Source organism: Desulfosudis oleivorans Hxd3 (assembly GCF_000018405.1).
In the GTDB taxonomy this organism is placed as follows: domain Bacteria; phylum Desulfobacterota; class Desulfobacteria; order Desulfobacterales; family Desulfosudaceae; genus Desulfosudis; species Desulfosudis oleivorans.
This window is the reverse complement of record NC_009943.1, coordinates 605,437-619,766: the sequence shown is the minus strand read 5'-3', so window position 1 is coordinate 619,766 and position 14,330 is coordinate 605,437. Positions and strand designations below refer to the sequence as shown.

The window sequence follows — 14,330 nt, the reverse complement described above, 5'->3', positions numbered from 1 at the left end:
CGCTTACAACAGAAGCATGGACACTACTCTAATGCCAGGATCTTTTCCGCCAGGGTATCGGCGATTTTTTCATTCATCAGCAGGCCAGCTGAAATACGGAGCCATCTTGCCAGGCTCTCCCTGTCTGAAAACTCAAGGGTGCCGGGGCTCTTGCCCAGGTGGGACCGAATCTGGCGATCCAGGAACCGGCCGGTCATCTGGCCGAAAAAGGGCTGAACCTCGGCAAATACCTTGTTATAAAACGCCGATGGTTTCTGGTCCTCCAAAACCGCTGGGATACGCTCCTGGTCCGCGTCATTCAGGTCGATACGGAAGTACTGCATAATCACGCTGCCGATCTTGATCTCGTCACGATCCTTAAGTTCGGCCTGTTCAATGAGAGTGTCGTTGAGAAAAGTGCCGTTGGTGCTTTTGCAGTCAACAATTTTCGCCCCATCTTCTGAAGAGATGATCTGCGCGTGCTTTTTGGAAACATACTGCTTGTTGATGACAATGTCCGATGCCTGGTCCCGGCCGATGGTCATGGTTCCCTTGTGTGCGGCCACCACATTGCCCCTGGACGGGCCGGTGATAAAGACAATGCAGGCCCCTTTTTTGCGTCCGGAGTAGATGACTTTCTCCTCCACCTGAAACTTTTCCTGCTCGACAAAGTCAAGGGCTTCCTTATCCAGGTTAAGGGTATCGTCGATTTCACGCCGGGTCATGGGTTCCTCCTTCTGTCCGTGCAAAACGGCCGGCCTCCCTGCCGGTTGCCGCAAAACATCTGCAACTTTATTTGCATACTATGCTAAATCAAGTTCGATTTTGCAAGAAGAATCAGGCAAACAGGTACTTAAGGTAAATATTTCATAAAGTGTTTCGATATGTATAGGTTTGGGGCCTTCTCCGATTTAATGGAAGCAAAGGGTTCAAGGATTCAAGGGGTCGAGGGTCCAAGGGGGTTGCCCCTTTAATATTTTGTCCCGCGCCTTGCATCTTTCGGCCAAATCAACTCGTGAAATACCCGGGCTCACGAAAACAGGCCGGAAATTTACGCCTGCCCGGCACCCGGTGTTTACAAGGGCAGGGCCGTGATGGACACCCGGAAACGTATTACAAAAATGCAATAATAGAATGCCATCAATACATTTTCGTAATACTATTTTTTTTATCATGGCTTACTGCACCATCTCAGTCACTCCTTTTTATTGAAAATAATTAAACAAAAGAGGTATTTATATTAACCATCCGCGATTCGATATTTTTCTGGCACATCCTTTGCTTTTGTCAATATCGAAAGGGCACAAGACCTTTCACATTCCAATAGAAGGAGGAGCGACACATGAAAAAGATTGAGGCAATCATCAAGCCGTTTCGGCTGGACGATGTAAAAACCGCGTTAAACGAGGCCGGCGTGACCGGCATGACCATTACCGAGGTCAAGGGATTCGGCCGTCAGCGGGGCCATACCGAAATTTACCGGGGAGCCGAATACCAGGTGGACTTTATCCCCAAGATAAAGCTGGAGGTCATCACCGATGACGAGATGAGCGAGAAGGTTGTTTCCATTATTCTGGAAAAAGCAAGTTCGGGAAAAATCGGTGATGGCAAAATTTTTGTGCTGCCGGTGGAAGGGGTCGTGCGCATTCGGACCGGCGAAAAAGGCAGCGCCGCTGTTTAAATAAAGAAAGGAGCATACAGGATGAAACGGATATTATATATGACGCCCCTGCTGGGTCTGGCCATGTCAGTCAGTGCATGGGCCGGGGAAGCGGCCATCACGCCGGCGGCCAACGCCGCTGCCATTGAACTGGTGCAGAGCCATGCCGACTACCTCTGGACCCTGGTTGCGGCGTGCCTGGTCTTTTTCATGCAGGCCGGGTTTGCCCTGGTGGAGACCGGCTTTACCCGGGCCAAGAACGCGGTCAATATTTTAATGAAAAACCTGATGGACTTTTCCATCGGCAGCCTGGTCTTCTGGGCCGTGGGATTCGGCCTGATGTTCGGGGCCTCGGCCTCCGGATGGTTCGGCACCAGCGGGTTCTTCTTAAGTGACTTTTCCCCGGAAGGGGATCCCTGGGTCCTGGCCTTCTGGATGTTCCAGGTGGTCTTCTGCGCCACGGCAGCCACCATCGTGTCCGGTGCCATGGCGGAACGGACAAAGTTCATCGGCTATATCGCCTACAGTATCGTGTTAAGCGCCCTGATCTACCCGGTGTTCGGCAGCTGGGCCTGGGGCAGCCTGTTCAACGGCGGCGGCTGGCTGGAAGGGTTCGGGTTTATCGACTTTGCCGGGTCCACGGTGGTGCACTCGGTGGGCGGCTGGGCGGCCCTGGCAGGTGCCATCGTGCTGGGCCCCCGTATGGGAAAGTACGCAAAGGACGGCACGGCACGGGCCATTCCCGGTCACAACATTCCCCTGGCGGCCCTGGGCGTCTTTATCCTGTGGCTGGGCTGGTTCGGGTTCAACCCCGGCTCCACCACCGTTGCGGACAAAAGCATTGCCATGATCTTTGTCAACACCAACCTGGCCGCGGCCACAGGCGCCGTGTTTGCCATGATCGTCTCCTGGCTCAAGTTCGGCAAGCCGGAAATCAGCATGAGCTTAAACGGCGCCCTGGCCGGCCTGGTGGGTATCACGGCCGGATGCGCCAACGTGTCGCCGACCAGTTCCATTATCATCGGCGCCATTGCCGGTGTGCTGGTGGTGTTCTCCGTTCTCTTTTTCGACAAAATCAAGGTCGACGACCCGGTGGGCGCGGTATCGGTCCACGGTGTGTGCGGGGCCTGGGGAACGCTGGCCGCCGGTATCTTCAACATGGGCGGCACATCGGCGTCCATCATCGGCGTGCAGCTTCTGGGCATGGGGACCTGCTTTGCATGGACCTTTTCCATGGCCTTTGTCATGTTCAAGCTGATAGACAAAACCATCGGCCTGCGGGTATCTCCTGAAGAAGAGGCCGAGGGGCTTGACTTTTCCGAGCACGGCGGTAATGCCTACCCGGATTTTAGTGTGTCGGCCTACGCCCAGAAGTAGGCGACGGAAAATTCGTATTCATAAAAAAAGCCCCCGTGAGGTTTCACGGGGGCTTTCTATTTTTATTAAAGCGGAAAGGGAGCAGGTTGTTACATCATGCCGCCCATGCCACCCATACCGCCCATGCCACCCATGCCGCCGCCCGGCATGGCCGCCGGCTCTTCCTTGGAGGGTTTCTCGGCGATCATGGCCTCGGTGGTCAGCATCACGGAGGCAACGCTGCACGCGTTCTGCAGGGCGAACCGCACCACCTTGGTGGGATCAATGACACCGGCGGCAATCAGATCGCCATAGTCGCCGGTGGCTGCGTTGTAACCGAAGCTGCCGGTTTCGTTCTTGACCTTTTCGATCACCACGGAGCCTTCCACGCCGGCGTTGTTGGCGATCCGGCGCAGGGGTTCTTCAATGGCCCGCATCACCACCTTGACGCCCAGCTTCTCCTCGGACTTGATCTTGATCTTGGAAAGTGCGTCCAGACACCGCACCAGGGCCACGCCGCCGCCGGGCAGAACGCCCTCTTCCACGGCCGCGCGGGTAGCGTTGAGCGCGTCTTCCACCCGGGCTTTCTTTTCCTTCATTTCAGTCTCGGTGGCGGCGCCCACGTTAATGACGGCCACACCGCCCACCAGCTTGGCCAGCCGCTCCTGAAGCTTCTCCCGGTCGTAATCGGAAGTGGTGTCTTCGATCTGGGCGCGAATCTGCTTGACGCGGCCCTCGATGTCGGCCTTTTTGCCGGCACCGTCCACGATGGTGGTGTTATCCTTGTCTATGGTGATGCGCTTGGCATGTCCCAGGTCGCCCAGGGTGATGCCTTCCAGATTGATGCCCACATCCTCGGAAACCACCTGGCCGCCGGTGAGAGTAGCGATATCCTCGAGCATGGCCTTTCTTCTGTCGCCGAAACCCGGGGCCTTGACCGCGGCCACGTTCAGGGTGCCGCGCAGCTTGTTGACCACCAGGGTGGCCAGGGCTTCGCCCTCAATATCTTCGGCAATGATCAGCAGGGGCCGGCCCGCCTTGGCGGTCTGCTCCAGAATGGGCAACAGCTCCTTCATGTTGGACAGCTTCTTCTCGTTGATCAGGATATAGGCGTTCTCCAGGGAGACCACCATCTTTTCAGCATCGGTAACAAAATAGGGGGAAAGATAACCGCGGTCGAACTGCATACCTTCCACCACGTCCAGGGTGGTGTCCATGGACTTGGCCTCTTCCACGGTGATGACACCTTCCTTGCCGACCTTTTCCATGGCCTCGGCAATGATATTGCCGATGGTCTCGTCGCTGTTGGCGGAGATGGTGCCGACCTGGGCGATTTCGCGCTGGTTCTTGGTGGGCTTGCTCATGCCGGCAAGCTCCTTGACCGCCACTTCACAGGCCTTGTCGATACCGCGCTTGATGGCCATGGGGTTGTTGCCGGCGGCCACCAGCTTCTGGCCTTCCTCGTAAATGGCCCGGGCCAGCACGGTGGCGGTGGTGGTGCCGTCACCGGCGGTGTCGCTGGTTTTGCTGGCGACCTCTTTTACCATCTGGGCGCCCATGTTCTCGAACTTGTCTTCCAGTTCGATCTCTTTTGCCACGGTAACGCCGTCCTTGGTGACCGTGGGGGATCCCCATGACTTTTCAATCACCACATTCCGGCCCCGGGGGCCCAGTGTTACCGCAACTGCGTCGGCCAGGGTCCTGACACCCGCAAGCATGGCTTCACGTGCCTTTGTTGAATATTTAATCTCTTTTCCAGCCATTTCATTCACTCCTTTATGTCTTTTGTCTTAAATTGTTCTATTCCAGAATACCGAGAATGTCGTCTTCCCGCATGATCAGGTATTCCTGGCCGTCCATCTTGACCTCTGTTCCGCCATATTTGCCGAACAGTACCCGATCGCCCTTCTTGACCTCCAAAGGAATGAGCTTGCCGTCCTCACCGAGCCGGCCGTTGCCAACCGCCATCACCTTGCCCTCAATGGGCTTTTCCTTTGCGGTGTCGGGAATGATGATACCGCCCTTGGTCTTTGTCTCTTCCTCAACCCGTTTTACCAGAATCCGGTCGTGCAATGGTCTGAACTTCATCTTCTTTCTCCTCCTTGCCTGTCAAGCGTTTATTTATACACAAAAAAGCATACACCTGTAATCCCAGGCGGCCTCAGAGCCGGCCCGGAAACACCATATCCAATTGTTATTATTATTTATCTTTAGACGAGCCGCTTTTTTCCTTGGATGCAGCCGGCGTTGATTCGCATGCCTGGCACGTTGACGCGCCCGGTTTTGCGCCGCCTGAATAGTCGGTCACGTACCAGCCGGAACCCTTTAAATGAAAAGCGCTGTGGGAAATCAGTTTGTGAAGTTTGCCTGAACAGGCGTCACACCGCTGCAGCGGCTTGTCGTTGATCTTCTGCCATGCCTCGTGGATTTTTCCACATTTGGTGCATTCATACTCGTAGATCGGCATAACGTGTTCTCCCTCTTGTTCTTTACATCGGCCACAGGCCGGGGCATTCAAAAATCCTGAAAACCCATATACCTCAAATTTGGTTGACAAAAGTTTAAGTCTCTTTATGGCATTGTCAAGGTGAAAAAACAAACAAAATAAACGGCAGGCCCGATTATTTCACAAATCGACAGGCGCCTGACACGTTTCCCATTTTTCATAAAATTTTAATACCGGCGCCATGCCGGCAATCTCATGCCGCACCAGGATGGCCCGGGTGGCCCGGTGGACCCGCCCCTCTTCTCTCTCCTTTTCTTCGGGCGGCGCGTCAAAGTGCTGGTCAAACCGGGCAAACCGGATAATGTGAACCAGTTCGTGCACGATGACATAGACCAGAAAGGGAAAAAGAGAAAGACCGGGCGTGGCGGAAACAACCGACAGAATGGCCGGGTCCTGAACGCATATCTTATAGAAATCATAGACAGAAGAGCCCAGAGACGCATCGCTGCCCCGGGCCGCGTAACGGACGATCTGAGCAAAAGGGCCTTCCACGATCTCAGTGCCGGAAAGCCCGGCCCGTGTTTTTACATCGTAGCGGTGGCGAAGCCACTGGCTGGCCGACATCTTGTAGTAATCGCATACCATCTCTTCGGCCACGGCCACAGAATCATTGAGCACCGCGAGCTGGTCTAAGGAAAAACAGGGTGTGGCCTGCCGGGCCTGCCTCGTTTTCTGTTTCATGGTGGTCAATACCTGTCCCCCCCTGTCATATGAGCAACAAAACTCTTGCATTTTGAAAATATATTCATATAGTGTGGACACGCAACACAAAAAAGGGTATGAATCACAAGAAATTTGAATAAAAAGGAGGTGGGCTCTTGGGCTCGGTTATTAAAAAAAGACGGAAAAAGATGCGGAAGCATAAACACAGAAAACTTCTTGCGCGCACACGCCACCAGAGAAGAAAAGGCAGATAAGCGCCTGCGCTTTTAAGTATATGACGGCAATTAAAACGCCTTTGACGCACGCTTTGCGTTGTGTCAAAGGCGTTTTTCCGTTGTGTTAAGCCGCGGATATTGCAGGCGTCGATTTGCCCGCAAACACAAGGCGCGGTGTGCAACGCTGTGGCCCGGGCTACCGTTTGTCCGAATACCCCTTGAGGTATTTGAAAAAATCGGTGTCTGTGGAAAGCACCACTGAACTGGATTCATCCAGGGACTCGGCATAAAGAGAAAGCGTTTTCACAAACGAATAAAACTCCGGATCCCTTGAGTAGGCGTCAGCGGAAATCTCCGTGACCCTGGCATCGGCCTTTCCCATAATGGTCTGGGCCGTTTTATATGCTTCAGACTGGATCTCCTTTAACTTCTTCTCTTTTTCACCCAGAATCCGCTGGGCCTCTCCCCGGCCCTCGGACCGGAACTGCTCCACGATCTGGGACCGCTCGGCGATCATGCGGTCGTACACCGATTCCTGCACGTCCTCCCGGTAGTTGATCCGCTTGATCTTCACATCCACCAGGTCGATGCCCAGCTCAGCGATCTTGGGTTTGGCCCGTTCCAGAATGATGTTTTCCACCTGCTCCCGCCCGACCTTGATCTCGCTGCTTTTCACCGTCCCCCTCCGGGTACCGGTGGTGGCCTCTCCATCTGTGGGTTCGGAGGATGATGAAAAAAGCTCTTCCAGGGAGGCCATCTGCCGGTTGCTGTTCCGCACCGTCTCAATCAGCTCCTGGTTGGCAATGGCGTTTTTCACCTCTGAGTCAAGAATATTGCCCATCAGCCGCTGGGCCTTGTCCATATTCACGGCCCGCTGATAAAACACCACCGGGTCCTCAATTCGCCACCGGGCAAAGGTGTCCACCCAGATATAGGTTTTGTTCAGGGTGGGCAGCTCCCCTTTTTCGCCGTCCCATTCCCTCAGGTTTTTCGGAAACAGGTACACTTTGTCCAGAAAAGGCACCCGAAAGTTCAGCCCGGCCTCCATCACCGGTTCCCGGGTCACCTTGCCAAAGCGGGTGACGATGGCCAGTTCAGTTTCATCCACGATAAACGCGGAGAGAAAAAAAGCGACAATGCCGACGACCAGCACGACAGCAATCGTTGTTATACCTCTGGATTTCACTTGGTCACACCCCTGTTTCCGGTTTCAAGATTAAGCAGCGGCAAAACATTTTTCTGATCTTCGTCGATCAGGTATTTTTTGCCCAGTTTCGGCAGCACATCCTTCATGGTTTCAAGATAGAGCCGCCGGCGGGTCACATCCTTGGCCTTGGAATACTCCTTGTAAAGCGCCATGAACTTGGCGGCATCACCCTCGGCCCGGTTGACCCGGTCCAGCGCATAGCCCTCCGCGGCGAGGATGGTTTTCTTGGCCTCGCCCATGGCCGCGGGAATGGCCTGGTTATACTCCTTGCGGGCGGTAAAGATCATGGTCTCCTTTTCCTGCTCGGCCTTGTTCACCGCGTTAAAGGAGGGCTGAACCTTGGGGGGCACATTGGTCTTGCCCAGCTCCAGGGCAGTCACCTGAATCCCGGTTTCCGCGTCATCCAGCTCTTGCTGCAAGCGGGTTCGGCACTCGGAGGCGATCTCCTCCCGGATCAGCAGGACCTCGTTGATGCTCCGGTCCCCCACGACCAGGCGCATGGTGGCCTCGGACAGATCCTTGAGCAGAATCTCGGCTTCATGCACTCTGAACAGAAACCGGATCGGATCCTTGATGTTGTACTGCACCACCCAGGGCACGATGCCCACGTTCAGGTCTCCGGTGAGCATCAGGGACTCGTCATAGACGTTGGACGGGGCCGCCGGCCGGGAGGAGAACAGGGTCTTTTCCGCCTGGGCCGTTGAAAGCCCGAAGCCTGCGGACCGGGTCTCGTCCACGTTGACAATGTGCAGGGTTTCAATGCCCATGGGCAGCTTGAAGTGAAGCCCGGGATAGGTGGTGCGCACATATTTGCCGAACCGCTGGACCACTCCCACCTCCCGCTGCTCCACCGTGTAGACCATGGTAGACCCGAGCAGGATCACCAGGATTGCCACGATGATCAGCACCGGGCCCATGGAAAATTTCATGTTCTTGAATTTATTGATCAGTTCATCCATCTGAGGCGGTGTTCCACCACCACCGCCCCCGGATGGACCGGGGCCGGACGGCCGCCTGCTTTTTTGTTGCTGCTGAAGCTTTTCCCAGTCCCAGTTCATTGTTTTTCCCGTGTCCATAGAATAACAGACCCTATTTTGGATTTTTGACTGCGTCGACATTGACCGCGTGACGTGTTACAAGAAAAGACTGTAAAGCAGCGGCCATATGAAGTCAAGGCCGATCCGAAAATATAGGTGATTTTAATTGACACGCTTTGCGATTTCTGAGACCTAAACAGCCATGGCCAGGGAAAAAAGAGAAAAAGGTGAATTTGAGCACATCGGTGCGATCCTTCAGGGTGTCATGCGGGGCATGCAGAACGGCCTTCATGCCGACCTGATGCTGATTTCCAAAATCTGGCCAACCGTTGTGGACGGGCCGACCGCCCAGAACGCTCAGCCGGCGGCCATAAAACAGAAGACCCTCACCGTCCATGTGACCAGTCCGGCCTGGATTCAGCATCTCCGCTTTCATCAGAACGATATGATTCGGCAAATCAATCAGGCCGCCGGCCGGGACCTGGTCACGGACATGAGATTCAAAATCGGCGGCCTTCACTCATGACCCGGCCCATCACGCAAGACTCCTTTTTTAACGGCCACGTTTGCGTCCGGCAGACGGCGGACGGTTATCGGTTCTCCATTGACGCGGTGATCCTTGCCTGGCACATCACCCCGGCACCCGGCGCCCGCATCGTGGACCTGGGCACCGGGTGCGGCATCATTCCCCTGATACTGGCCTGCCGCCACCCATCGGTATCAATCACCGGCATTGAGATTCAGCCGCAACTCGCTCAAATCGCCACGGAAAACGCGGCGGCCAACCAGATGACCGATCGTGTAAGCATCGTCTGTGCCGACATTCGAAACGCGAACGATCACCTGCCGGCGGGCAAGGCCGACATCGTGGTGTGCAACCCCCCTTTTCGAAAGGTGGCTGCCGGCCGGATCAACCCCGACGAGGAACGGGCCATTGCCCGGCACGAACTGGCCGTCACCCTGAAAGATATTCTGGCGGCGGCAAAACGGGCCCTGCGCACGGCCGGCGAGTTTGTCGTTATCTACCCCGCGTTCCGGGCACCGGACATGATCTGTGCCATGCGGGAGGCGGGCATCGAACCCAAGCTGGTGCGTACCATCCACTCCCGGCAGCACGAGGAGGCCCGGCTGGTGCTGATCAAGGGCACCCGTAACGGCCGGCCCGGCGCCGTCATTCCTTCTCCCCTGGTGATCTACGACGCGGACGACCGGTACACCCCTGAAGTTGAACGGATGTTTCTGCCCTGATACCGGCCCTGTTTTGGCGATGCCTGCCCCGATACCGATACCGATACCGATTTCGATGACATAAAGAAGCCGGATCAACCGATCATTTTAATTTGACACCGCCGGTCAAAGAGTATACAAATGACAGGTTGTTTTCGGCAAAGGGCCGGCCCATGGGCCGCCATTGGCCGACAGCCCCATTCCGGGGACTTTGCAGGAGAGGTGGCCGAGAGGCTGAAGGCACCGCTCTCGAAAAGCGGCATCCTGTTGACGCGGGATCGGGGGTTCAAATCCCTCCCTCTCCGCCATGACCCGCGCCGTGAACCGGCTGCGGGAAACCGGCCCCGGAACCGGCGGTACAACATCGAGAACACCCTGCGGAGAGATGGCCGAGCTGGCTGAAGGTGCACGACTGGAAATCGTGTGTGCTCTAACAGGCACCGAGGGTTCGAATCCCTCTCTCTCCGCCACACTCACAACACGCAGACCCGACATCCGTCATCCAATACGATGCGCCGCGCAGGGAGTTTGCTTCGAGCATGTCCTATCTTGTTCTTGCCCGCAAATACCGGCCCCAGACCTTTGAGGAGGTTGTCGAGCAGCAGCAGGTGACCCGCACCCTGACCAATGCCATTGCGTCGGGACGGGTGGCCCACGCCATTCTGTTCACCGGTCCCCGGGGCACCGGGAAAACCACCATCGCCCGGATTCTGGCCAAGGCAATGAACTGCGAAAAGGGCCCCACGCCCACGCCCTGCTGCGCCTGCCGCTCCTGCCTGGAGATCGCGTCGGGAAACGCCACCGATGTATTTGAAATCGATGGCGCCTCCAACAACAGCGTGGACCAGGTACGGGAGCTTCGCGGCAACGTCAAGTTCATGCCGGCCCACAGCCCCTACAAAATCTATATCATCGACGAAGTCCATATGCTCTCCGGCCCGGCCTTCAACGCCCTGCTCAAGACCCTGGAAGAACCGCCCGCGCATGTCATGTTCTTTTTTGCCACCACCGAGCCCCACAAAATTCCGGTTACCATTCTCTCCCGGTGTCAGCGCCACGACCTCTCCTTTGTGGGCATTGATCCCCTGGTGGCGCACCTGGAAACCCTGTGCGAAAAAGAAAACATCCCCATCGAAAAAAAGAGCCTTGAACTGATCGCCCACGAGGCGGGCGGCAGCGTCCGGGACAGCCTGAGCCTGCTGGACCAGGTGATGAGCAGCGCCCAGGGACCGGTTTCCCATGAAATGGTGCTCGAAGCCCTGGGCATCATCGACCGGGAGGTGATTTTCGGCCTGTCCGGGGCCGTGCTGGCCGGCGACATGACAGGTGCGCTGGACATTCTGGATACCGTTTACAGGGGCGGGCACGACATCAAGCGATTCTACGCCGAGATGCTGGGCCATTTTCGAGACCTGCTGATGGTCAAGCTGGGGGTCCGGGCCGAGCGCCTGGCGTCCCTGCCCGGCTGGGCCGTGGAAAAGATGCAGGCCCAGACCCGCGACGTGACCGAACTCTTTTTAAGCCAGGCCATGGCCCTGATGCTGGCGGAAGAGGACAGGGTCCGGTTTTCCAGCCAGCCGAAAATCGCCGTGGAGATGGTCTTTGTCAAGCTGCTGCACACCAAACCGGTGCTGCCCATTGATACGCTGATTCAAAAAGTGGACGCCCTCAGAAAATCCTTTGCCCAACTGGCCGGCAACGGCAATGCACCTGCCACGGCTTCCAAAGACGCGGCACCCGAAAGAAACGCCGACGGTGCTGCCGGTGTTTCCGCGTCCCGGCCGGCCCAGGCCAGGCCCGCGCCCACGGAAAATCAACCGCGGCCATCTTCTCCGCCGCCGGCTTCGCCACTGCCAGAAGAAACCGGGCCGGTCGCAACCGGTACCACGGACCCGGTACCCCTGGACAACGCAGGGACCTGGGAGGCCATTCTGGCCAGAATCGACGAACAATACCCCCTGCTGGGGGCCAACCTGCGCAACAGCACCCTGGCCGCCATGGAGGGCGGCCGGCTGGAGATCAAGGTATACGGTTCCCAGACCAACAAGGCCATCCTTGCCCGGGAACAGAGCATGGAAAACCTGAAACAGGTGTGTTGTGATTTTTTTAAAACCGATATAAACCTTGCCGTCACCTATACGTGCGACACCCAGCCGGCGCAACCGGACAAACAAAAACCCAGGACCGCGGGTCCGGACCCGCTGGTTGCCGAGGCCCTGAACATTTTTGGTGGAACTATTGTAAACACATAGAATAAAATCCGGATAAGGCAAGCGGCCACCGGGAACAAAGGAGTCAGTAAAGATGAAAAACATGGGAGGTATGCTCAAGCAGGCCCAGAAACTGCAGGCCCAGATGGTAAAGCTCCAGGAAGAACTGGCCGAAAAAACCGTTGAAGCCACCGCCGGCGGCGGCATGGTCAAGGCCACCGCCAACGGCCGCCAGCAGATCACGGCCCTGGTGATTGAAAAAGAGGTGGTGGATCCGGCGGATGTGGAGATGCTTCAGGACCTGGTGCTGGCCGCGATCAACGACGCCCTGACCAAGTCCCAGGAGATGATGAACAGTGAAATGGGCAAACTCACCGGCGGCCTTAACATTCCCGGACTGATGTAGTGCTTCCCTATCCGCCCTCCATTCGCAACGCGATTTCCCACCTTTCCCGGCTTCCCGGCATCGGCCAGAAAACCGCGGAGCGGCTGGCCATGCACCTGCTTCACGTGCCGGACCGGGCCGTGCACGAACTGGCCCGCAGCCTGGTGGACCTGAAAAAAAACACCCGAATGTGCTCGGTCTGTTTTACCTTAAGCGACACCCCGGTGTGCGCCATCTGCGGCGATCCCGACCGCAACGCCTCACTGCTCTGCGTGGTGGAAGGCCCCACCGAGGTGATGGCCATTGAAAAAACGGCGGCCTTCAAGGGCGTGTACCATGTGCTTCACGGTGTACTTTCTCCCATGGACGGCATCGGCCCTGATGATATTCGCATTCGGGAGCTGGTGGACCGGGTAAAAAAAGGAATTGTCAAAGAGATCGTGCTCGCCACCGATACCCGGGTGGAGGGAGAGGCCACGGCCGCCTACCTGGTTGAGGTGTTAAAACCCTTTCCTGTTACCGTGACCCGCATCGCCTCGGGCATGCCCGCCGGCGGAGAAGTCCGGTACAGCGACCCGGTGACCCTTAAAAACGCCATGGAAAAACGCTATGCCCTCTGATCATACACAACCCGAAGAGATATTTGAGTGCAAACAGTGCGGCGACTGCTGCCGGGGATATGGCGGCACTTTTGTGACCCCTGAAGATATCGCCGCCATTTCCGCCTATGTTCACACCGATCCAAAAGAGTTTGTCGAAAAGTGGTGCGCCTTTTCCGGCAGCCGGCCGGTGCTGGCCCAGAAAGCGGACGGGTACTGCGTCTTCTGGGACAGGGTGTGTACCATTCATCCGGTCAAACCGCGCATGTGCCGGGCATGGCCTTACATTGAAAGCGTAATGATCGATCCGGGCAACTGGGAGATCATGTCCTCGATGTGCCCGGGCATTAAAACCGGTGTGGGGCCGGAAACCATTCGGGCCTGTGTGCGCCGGCACCTGGCGGACCTGCCGCCGGCCGGAAGCAGGCATTTGGAACAACCCGTTTCTGAAGGGCGGTCCACCAATGATCGGCATCTTTGATTCGGGGCTGGGCGGGCTCACCGTTGCCAGGGCCGTGATGGATGAACTGGCCGGTTACGACATCCTCTATTTCGGCGACACGGCCCGGACCCCCTACGGCGCGAAAAGCCCGGAAACCGTCATCAAGTACGCGCTGGAAAACACCGAGCTGCTGCTGTCCCACGGCGCAAAAATGGTGATCATGGCCTGTAACACCGCCTCCAGCGTGGCCACCGAAGCCGTAACCGCCCGCTTTGACATTCCGGTGTTTGAAGTGATCACCCCGGCGGTGGCCCTTGCGGCCCGGCTTTCAAAAACCGGCGCCATCGGCGTCATCGGCACCCGGGCCACCATCAACAGCGGTATTTACGAAAAAAAAATTCTTGAACAGCGGCCCGGCGCCAGGGTCCATTCCCAGGCCTGCCCCCTGCTGGTGCCCCTGGTGGAGGAGGGGTGGCTGAAAAAGCCGGAAACCGCCATGATCGTGAAAAAATACCTTCACCCGCTCAAAACCCGGCAGGTGGACACCCTGATCCTGGGATGCACCCACTATCCGATTTTAAAAAAGACCATTGGTCACAAGATCGGCAGGCGGGTGGCCATCATTGACTCCTCCACGGCCGTGGCCCGGTCGGTCAAGGCGTTTATCGACGGTCATCCGCCGATGGAGGCCTCACTGTCGAAAACCGGAACAGCCCGGTTCCTGGTATCCGACATCACGGCCCAGTTCAAAACCACGGCCCAGCTGATTCTCAGCCGGGAGGTGGCGCTGGAGCATGTCAGTCTGTGATTTTTCTCCCGGCGGCACACCGTTCGAAATTTTTCT

General features: G+C 56.9%; 17 protein-coding genes and 2 tRNA genes. 12 read left to right on the top strand and 7 right to left on the bottom strand.

All coding sequences use genetic code 11. From position 1 onward, the window contains the following. Nucleotides 1–23 precede the first annotated feature (23 nt). Complete coding sequence (locus DOLE_RS02815) at nucleotides 24–704, bottom strand: FHA domain-containing protein (protein ID WP_012173982.1); 681 nt, start codon at nucleotides 702–704, stop codon at nucleotides 24–26. 617 nt (nucleotides 705–1,321) lie between these two features. Here DOLE_RS02815 and DOLE_RS02810 point away from each other — a divergent pair. Next, nucleotides 1,322–1,660 (top strand): P-II family nitrogen regulator, encoded by a 339-nt coding sequence (locus DOLE_RS02810; RefSeq protein ID WP_012173981.1) that lies wholly within the window; start codon nucleotides 1,322–1,324, stop codon nucleotides 1,658–1,660. 21 nt (nucleotides 1,661–1,681) lie between these two features. After that, a complete protein-coding gene (locus tag DOLE_RS02805) occupies nucleotides 1,682–3,016 on the top strand; it encodes an ammonium transporter (RefSeq protein ID WP_012173980.1) in 1,335 nt (444 codons plus the stop codon). Nucleotides 3,017–3,105: 89 nt separating this feature from the next. Here DOLE_RS02805 and groL read toward each other — a convergent pair whose 3' ends face one another. The 4 genes from groL to DOLE_RS02785 form a co-directional block, all read right to left on the bottom strand. Further along, the gene (gene groL, locus DOLE_RS02800) at nucleotides 3,106–4,758 is read right to left on the bottom strand and encodes a chaperonin GroEL (RefSeq protein ID WP_012173979.1); all 1,653 of its coding nucleotides are present in this window, start codon (nucleotides 4,756–4,758) and stop codon (nucleotides 3,106–3,108) included. Nucleotides 4,759–4,795: 37 nt separating this feature from the next. Continuing rightward, nucleotides 4,796–5,083 (bottom strand): co-chaperone GroES, encoded by a 288-nt coding sequence (gene groES / locus DOLE_RS02795; RefSeq protein ID WP_012173978.1) that lies wholly within the window; start codon nucleotides 5,081–5,083, stop codon nucleotides 4,796–4,798. A gap of 112 nt (nucleotides 5,084–5,195) precedes the next feature. Further along, on the bottom strand, nucleotides 5,196–5,462 hold the full coding sequence (locus DOLE_RS02790; protein WP_012173977.1) for an FmdB family zinc ribbon protein: 267 nt from the start codon (nucleotides 5,460–5,462) through the stop codon (nucleotides 5,196–5,198). A gap of 159 nt (nucleotides 5,463–5,621) precedes the next feature. Next, the gene (locus tag DOLE_RS02785; protein ID WP_012173976.1) at nucleotides 5,622–6,182 is read right to left on the bottom strand and encodes a hypothetical protein; all 561 of its coding nucleotides are present in this window, start codon (nucleotides 6,180–6,182) and stop codon (nucleotides 5,622–5,624) included. Between the two features lie 137 nt (nucleotides 6,183–6,319). Between DOLE_RS02785 and DOLE_RS17835 the strand changes: the two genes are divergently transcribed. Beyond that, nucleotides 6,320–6,418 (top strand): 30S ribosomal protein bS22, encoded by a 99-nt coding sequence (locus DOLE_RS17835; RefSeq protein ID WP_083766505.1) that lies wholly within the window; start codon nucleotides 6,320–6,322, stop codon nucleotides 6,416–6,418. Between the two features lie 157 nt (nucleotides 6,419–6,575). Here the strand turns inward: DOLE_RS17835 and hflC are convergent, their stop codons facing one another. Together hflC and hflK are read right to left on the bottom strand one after the other, a co-directional pair. Further along, nucleotides 6,576–7,565, bottom strand: a complete 990-nt coding sequence (hflC, locus tag DOLE_RS02780; RefSeq protein WP_012173975.1) for a protease modulator HflC — start codon at nucleotides 7,563–7,565, stop codon at nucleotides 6,576–6,578. Further along, complete coding sequence (gene hflK, locus DOLE_RS02775) at nucleotides 7,562–8,644, bottom strand: FtsH protease activity modulator HflK (RefSeq protein WP_041280317.1); 1,083 nt, start codon at nucleotides 8,642–8,644, stop codon at nucleotides 7,562–7,564. Before hflK ends, hflC begins: the two co-directional genes overlap by 4 nt. A gap of 181 nt (nucleotides 8,645–8,825) precedes the next feature. Between hflK and DOLE_RS02770 the strand changes: the two genes are divergently transcribed. The 9 genes from DOLE_RS02770 (at nucleotide 8,826) to murI (ending at nucleotide 14,294) form a co-directional block, all read left to right on the top strand. Further along, nucleotides 8,826–9,149, top strand: coding sequence for a DUF721 domain-containing protein (locus DOLE_RS02770; protein WP_052294237.1), 324 nt, complete (start codon nucleotides 8,826–8,828; stop codon nucleotides 9,147–9,149). Then, a complete protein-coding gene (locus DOLE_RS02765) occupies nucleotides 9,146–9,871 on the top strand; it encodes a tRNA1(Val) (adenine(37)-N6)-methyltransferase (protein WP_012173972.1) in 726 nt (241 codons plus the stop codon). Before DOLE_RS02770 ends, DOLE_RS02765 begins: the two co-directional genes overlap by 4 nt. 195 nt (nucleotides 9,872–10,066) lie before the next feature. After that, nucleotides 10,067–10,158: transfer RNA gene (locus DOLE_RS02760), tRNA-Ser, on the top strand. 71 nt (nucleotides 10,159–10,229) lie between these two features. Continuing rightward, nucleotides 10,230–10,320, top strand: a tRNA-Ser gene (locus tag DOLE_RS02755). Between the two features lie 69 nt (nucleotides 10,321–10,389). Continuing rightward, on the top strand, nucleotides 10,390–12,102 hold the full coding sequence (dnaX, locus tag DOLE_RS02750; protein WP_012173971.1) for a DNA polymerase III subunit gamma/tau: 1,713 nt from the start codon (nucleotides 10,390–10,392) through the stop codon (nucleotides 12,100–12,102). Between the two features lie 52 nt (nucleotides 12,103–12,154). Then, entirely contained in the window at nucleotides 12,155–12,466 is a 312-nt protein-coding gene (locus tag DOLE_RS02745) for a YbaB/EbfC family nucleoid-associated protein (protein WP_012173970.1), read from the top strand. Further along, nucleotides 12,466–13,065, top strand: a complete 600-nt coding sequence (gene recR, locus DOLE_RS02740; protein ID WP_012173969.1) for a recombination mediator RecR — start codon at nucleotides 12,466–12,468, stop codon at nucleotides 13,063–13,065. The genes DOLE_RS02745 and recR overlap by 1 nt, the downstream gene beginning before the upstream one ends. Continuing rightward, complete coding sequence (locus tag DOLE_RS02735; protein ID WP_012173968.1) at nucleotides 13,055–13,525, top strand: YkgJ family cysteine cluster protein; 471 nt, start codon at nucleotides 13,055–13,057, stop codon at nucleotides 13,523–13,525. The genes recR and DOLE_RS02735 overlap by 11 nt, the downstream gene beginning before the upstream one ends. Continuing rightward, on the top strand, nucleotides 13,509–14,294 hold the full coding sequence (murI, locus tag DOLE_RS02730; protein WP_012173967.1) for a glutamate racemase: 786 nt from the start codon (nucleotides 13,509–13,511) through the stop codon (nucleotides 14,292–14,294). The genes DOLE_RS02735 and murI overlap by 17 nt, the downstream gene beginning before the upstream one ends. Nucleotides 14,295–14,330 lie beyond the last annotated feature (36 nt).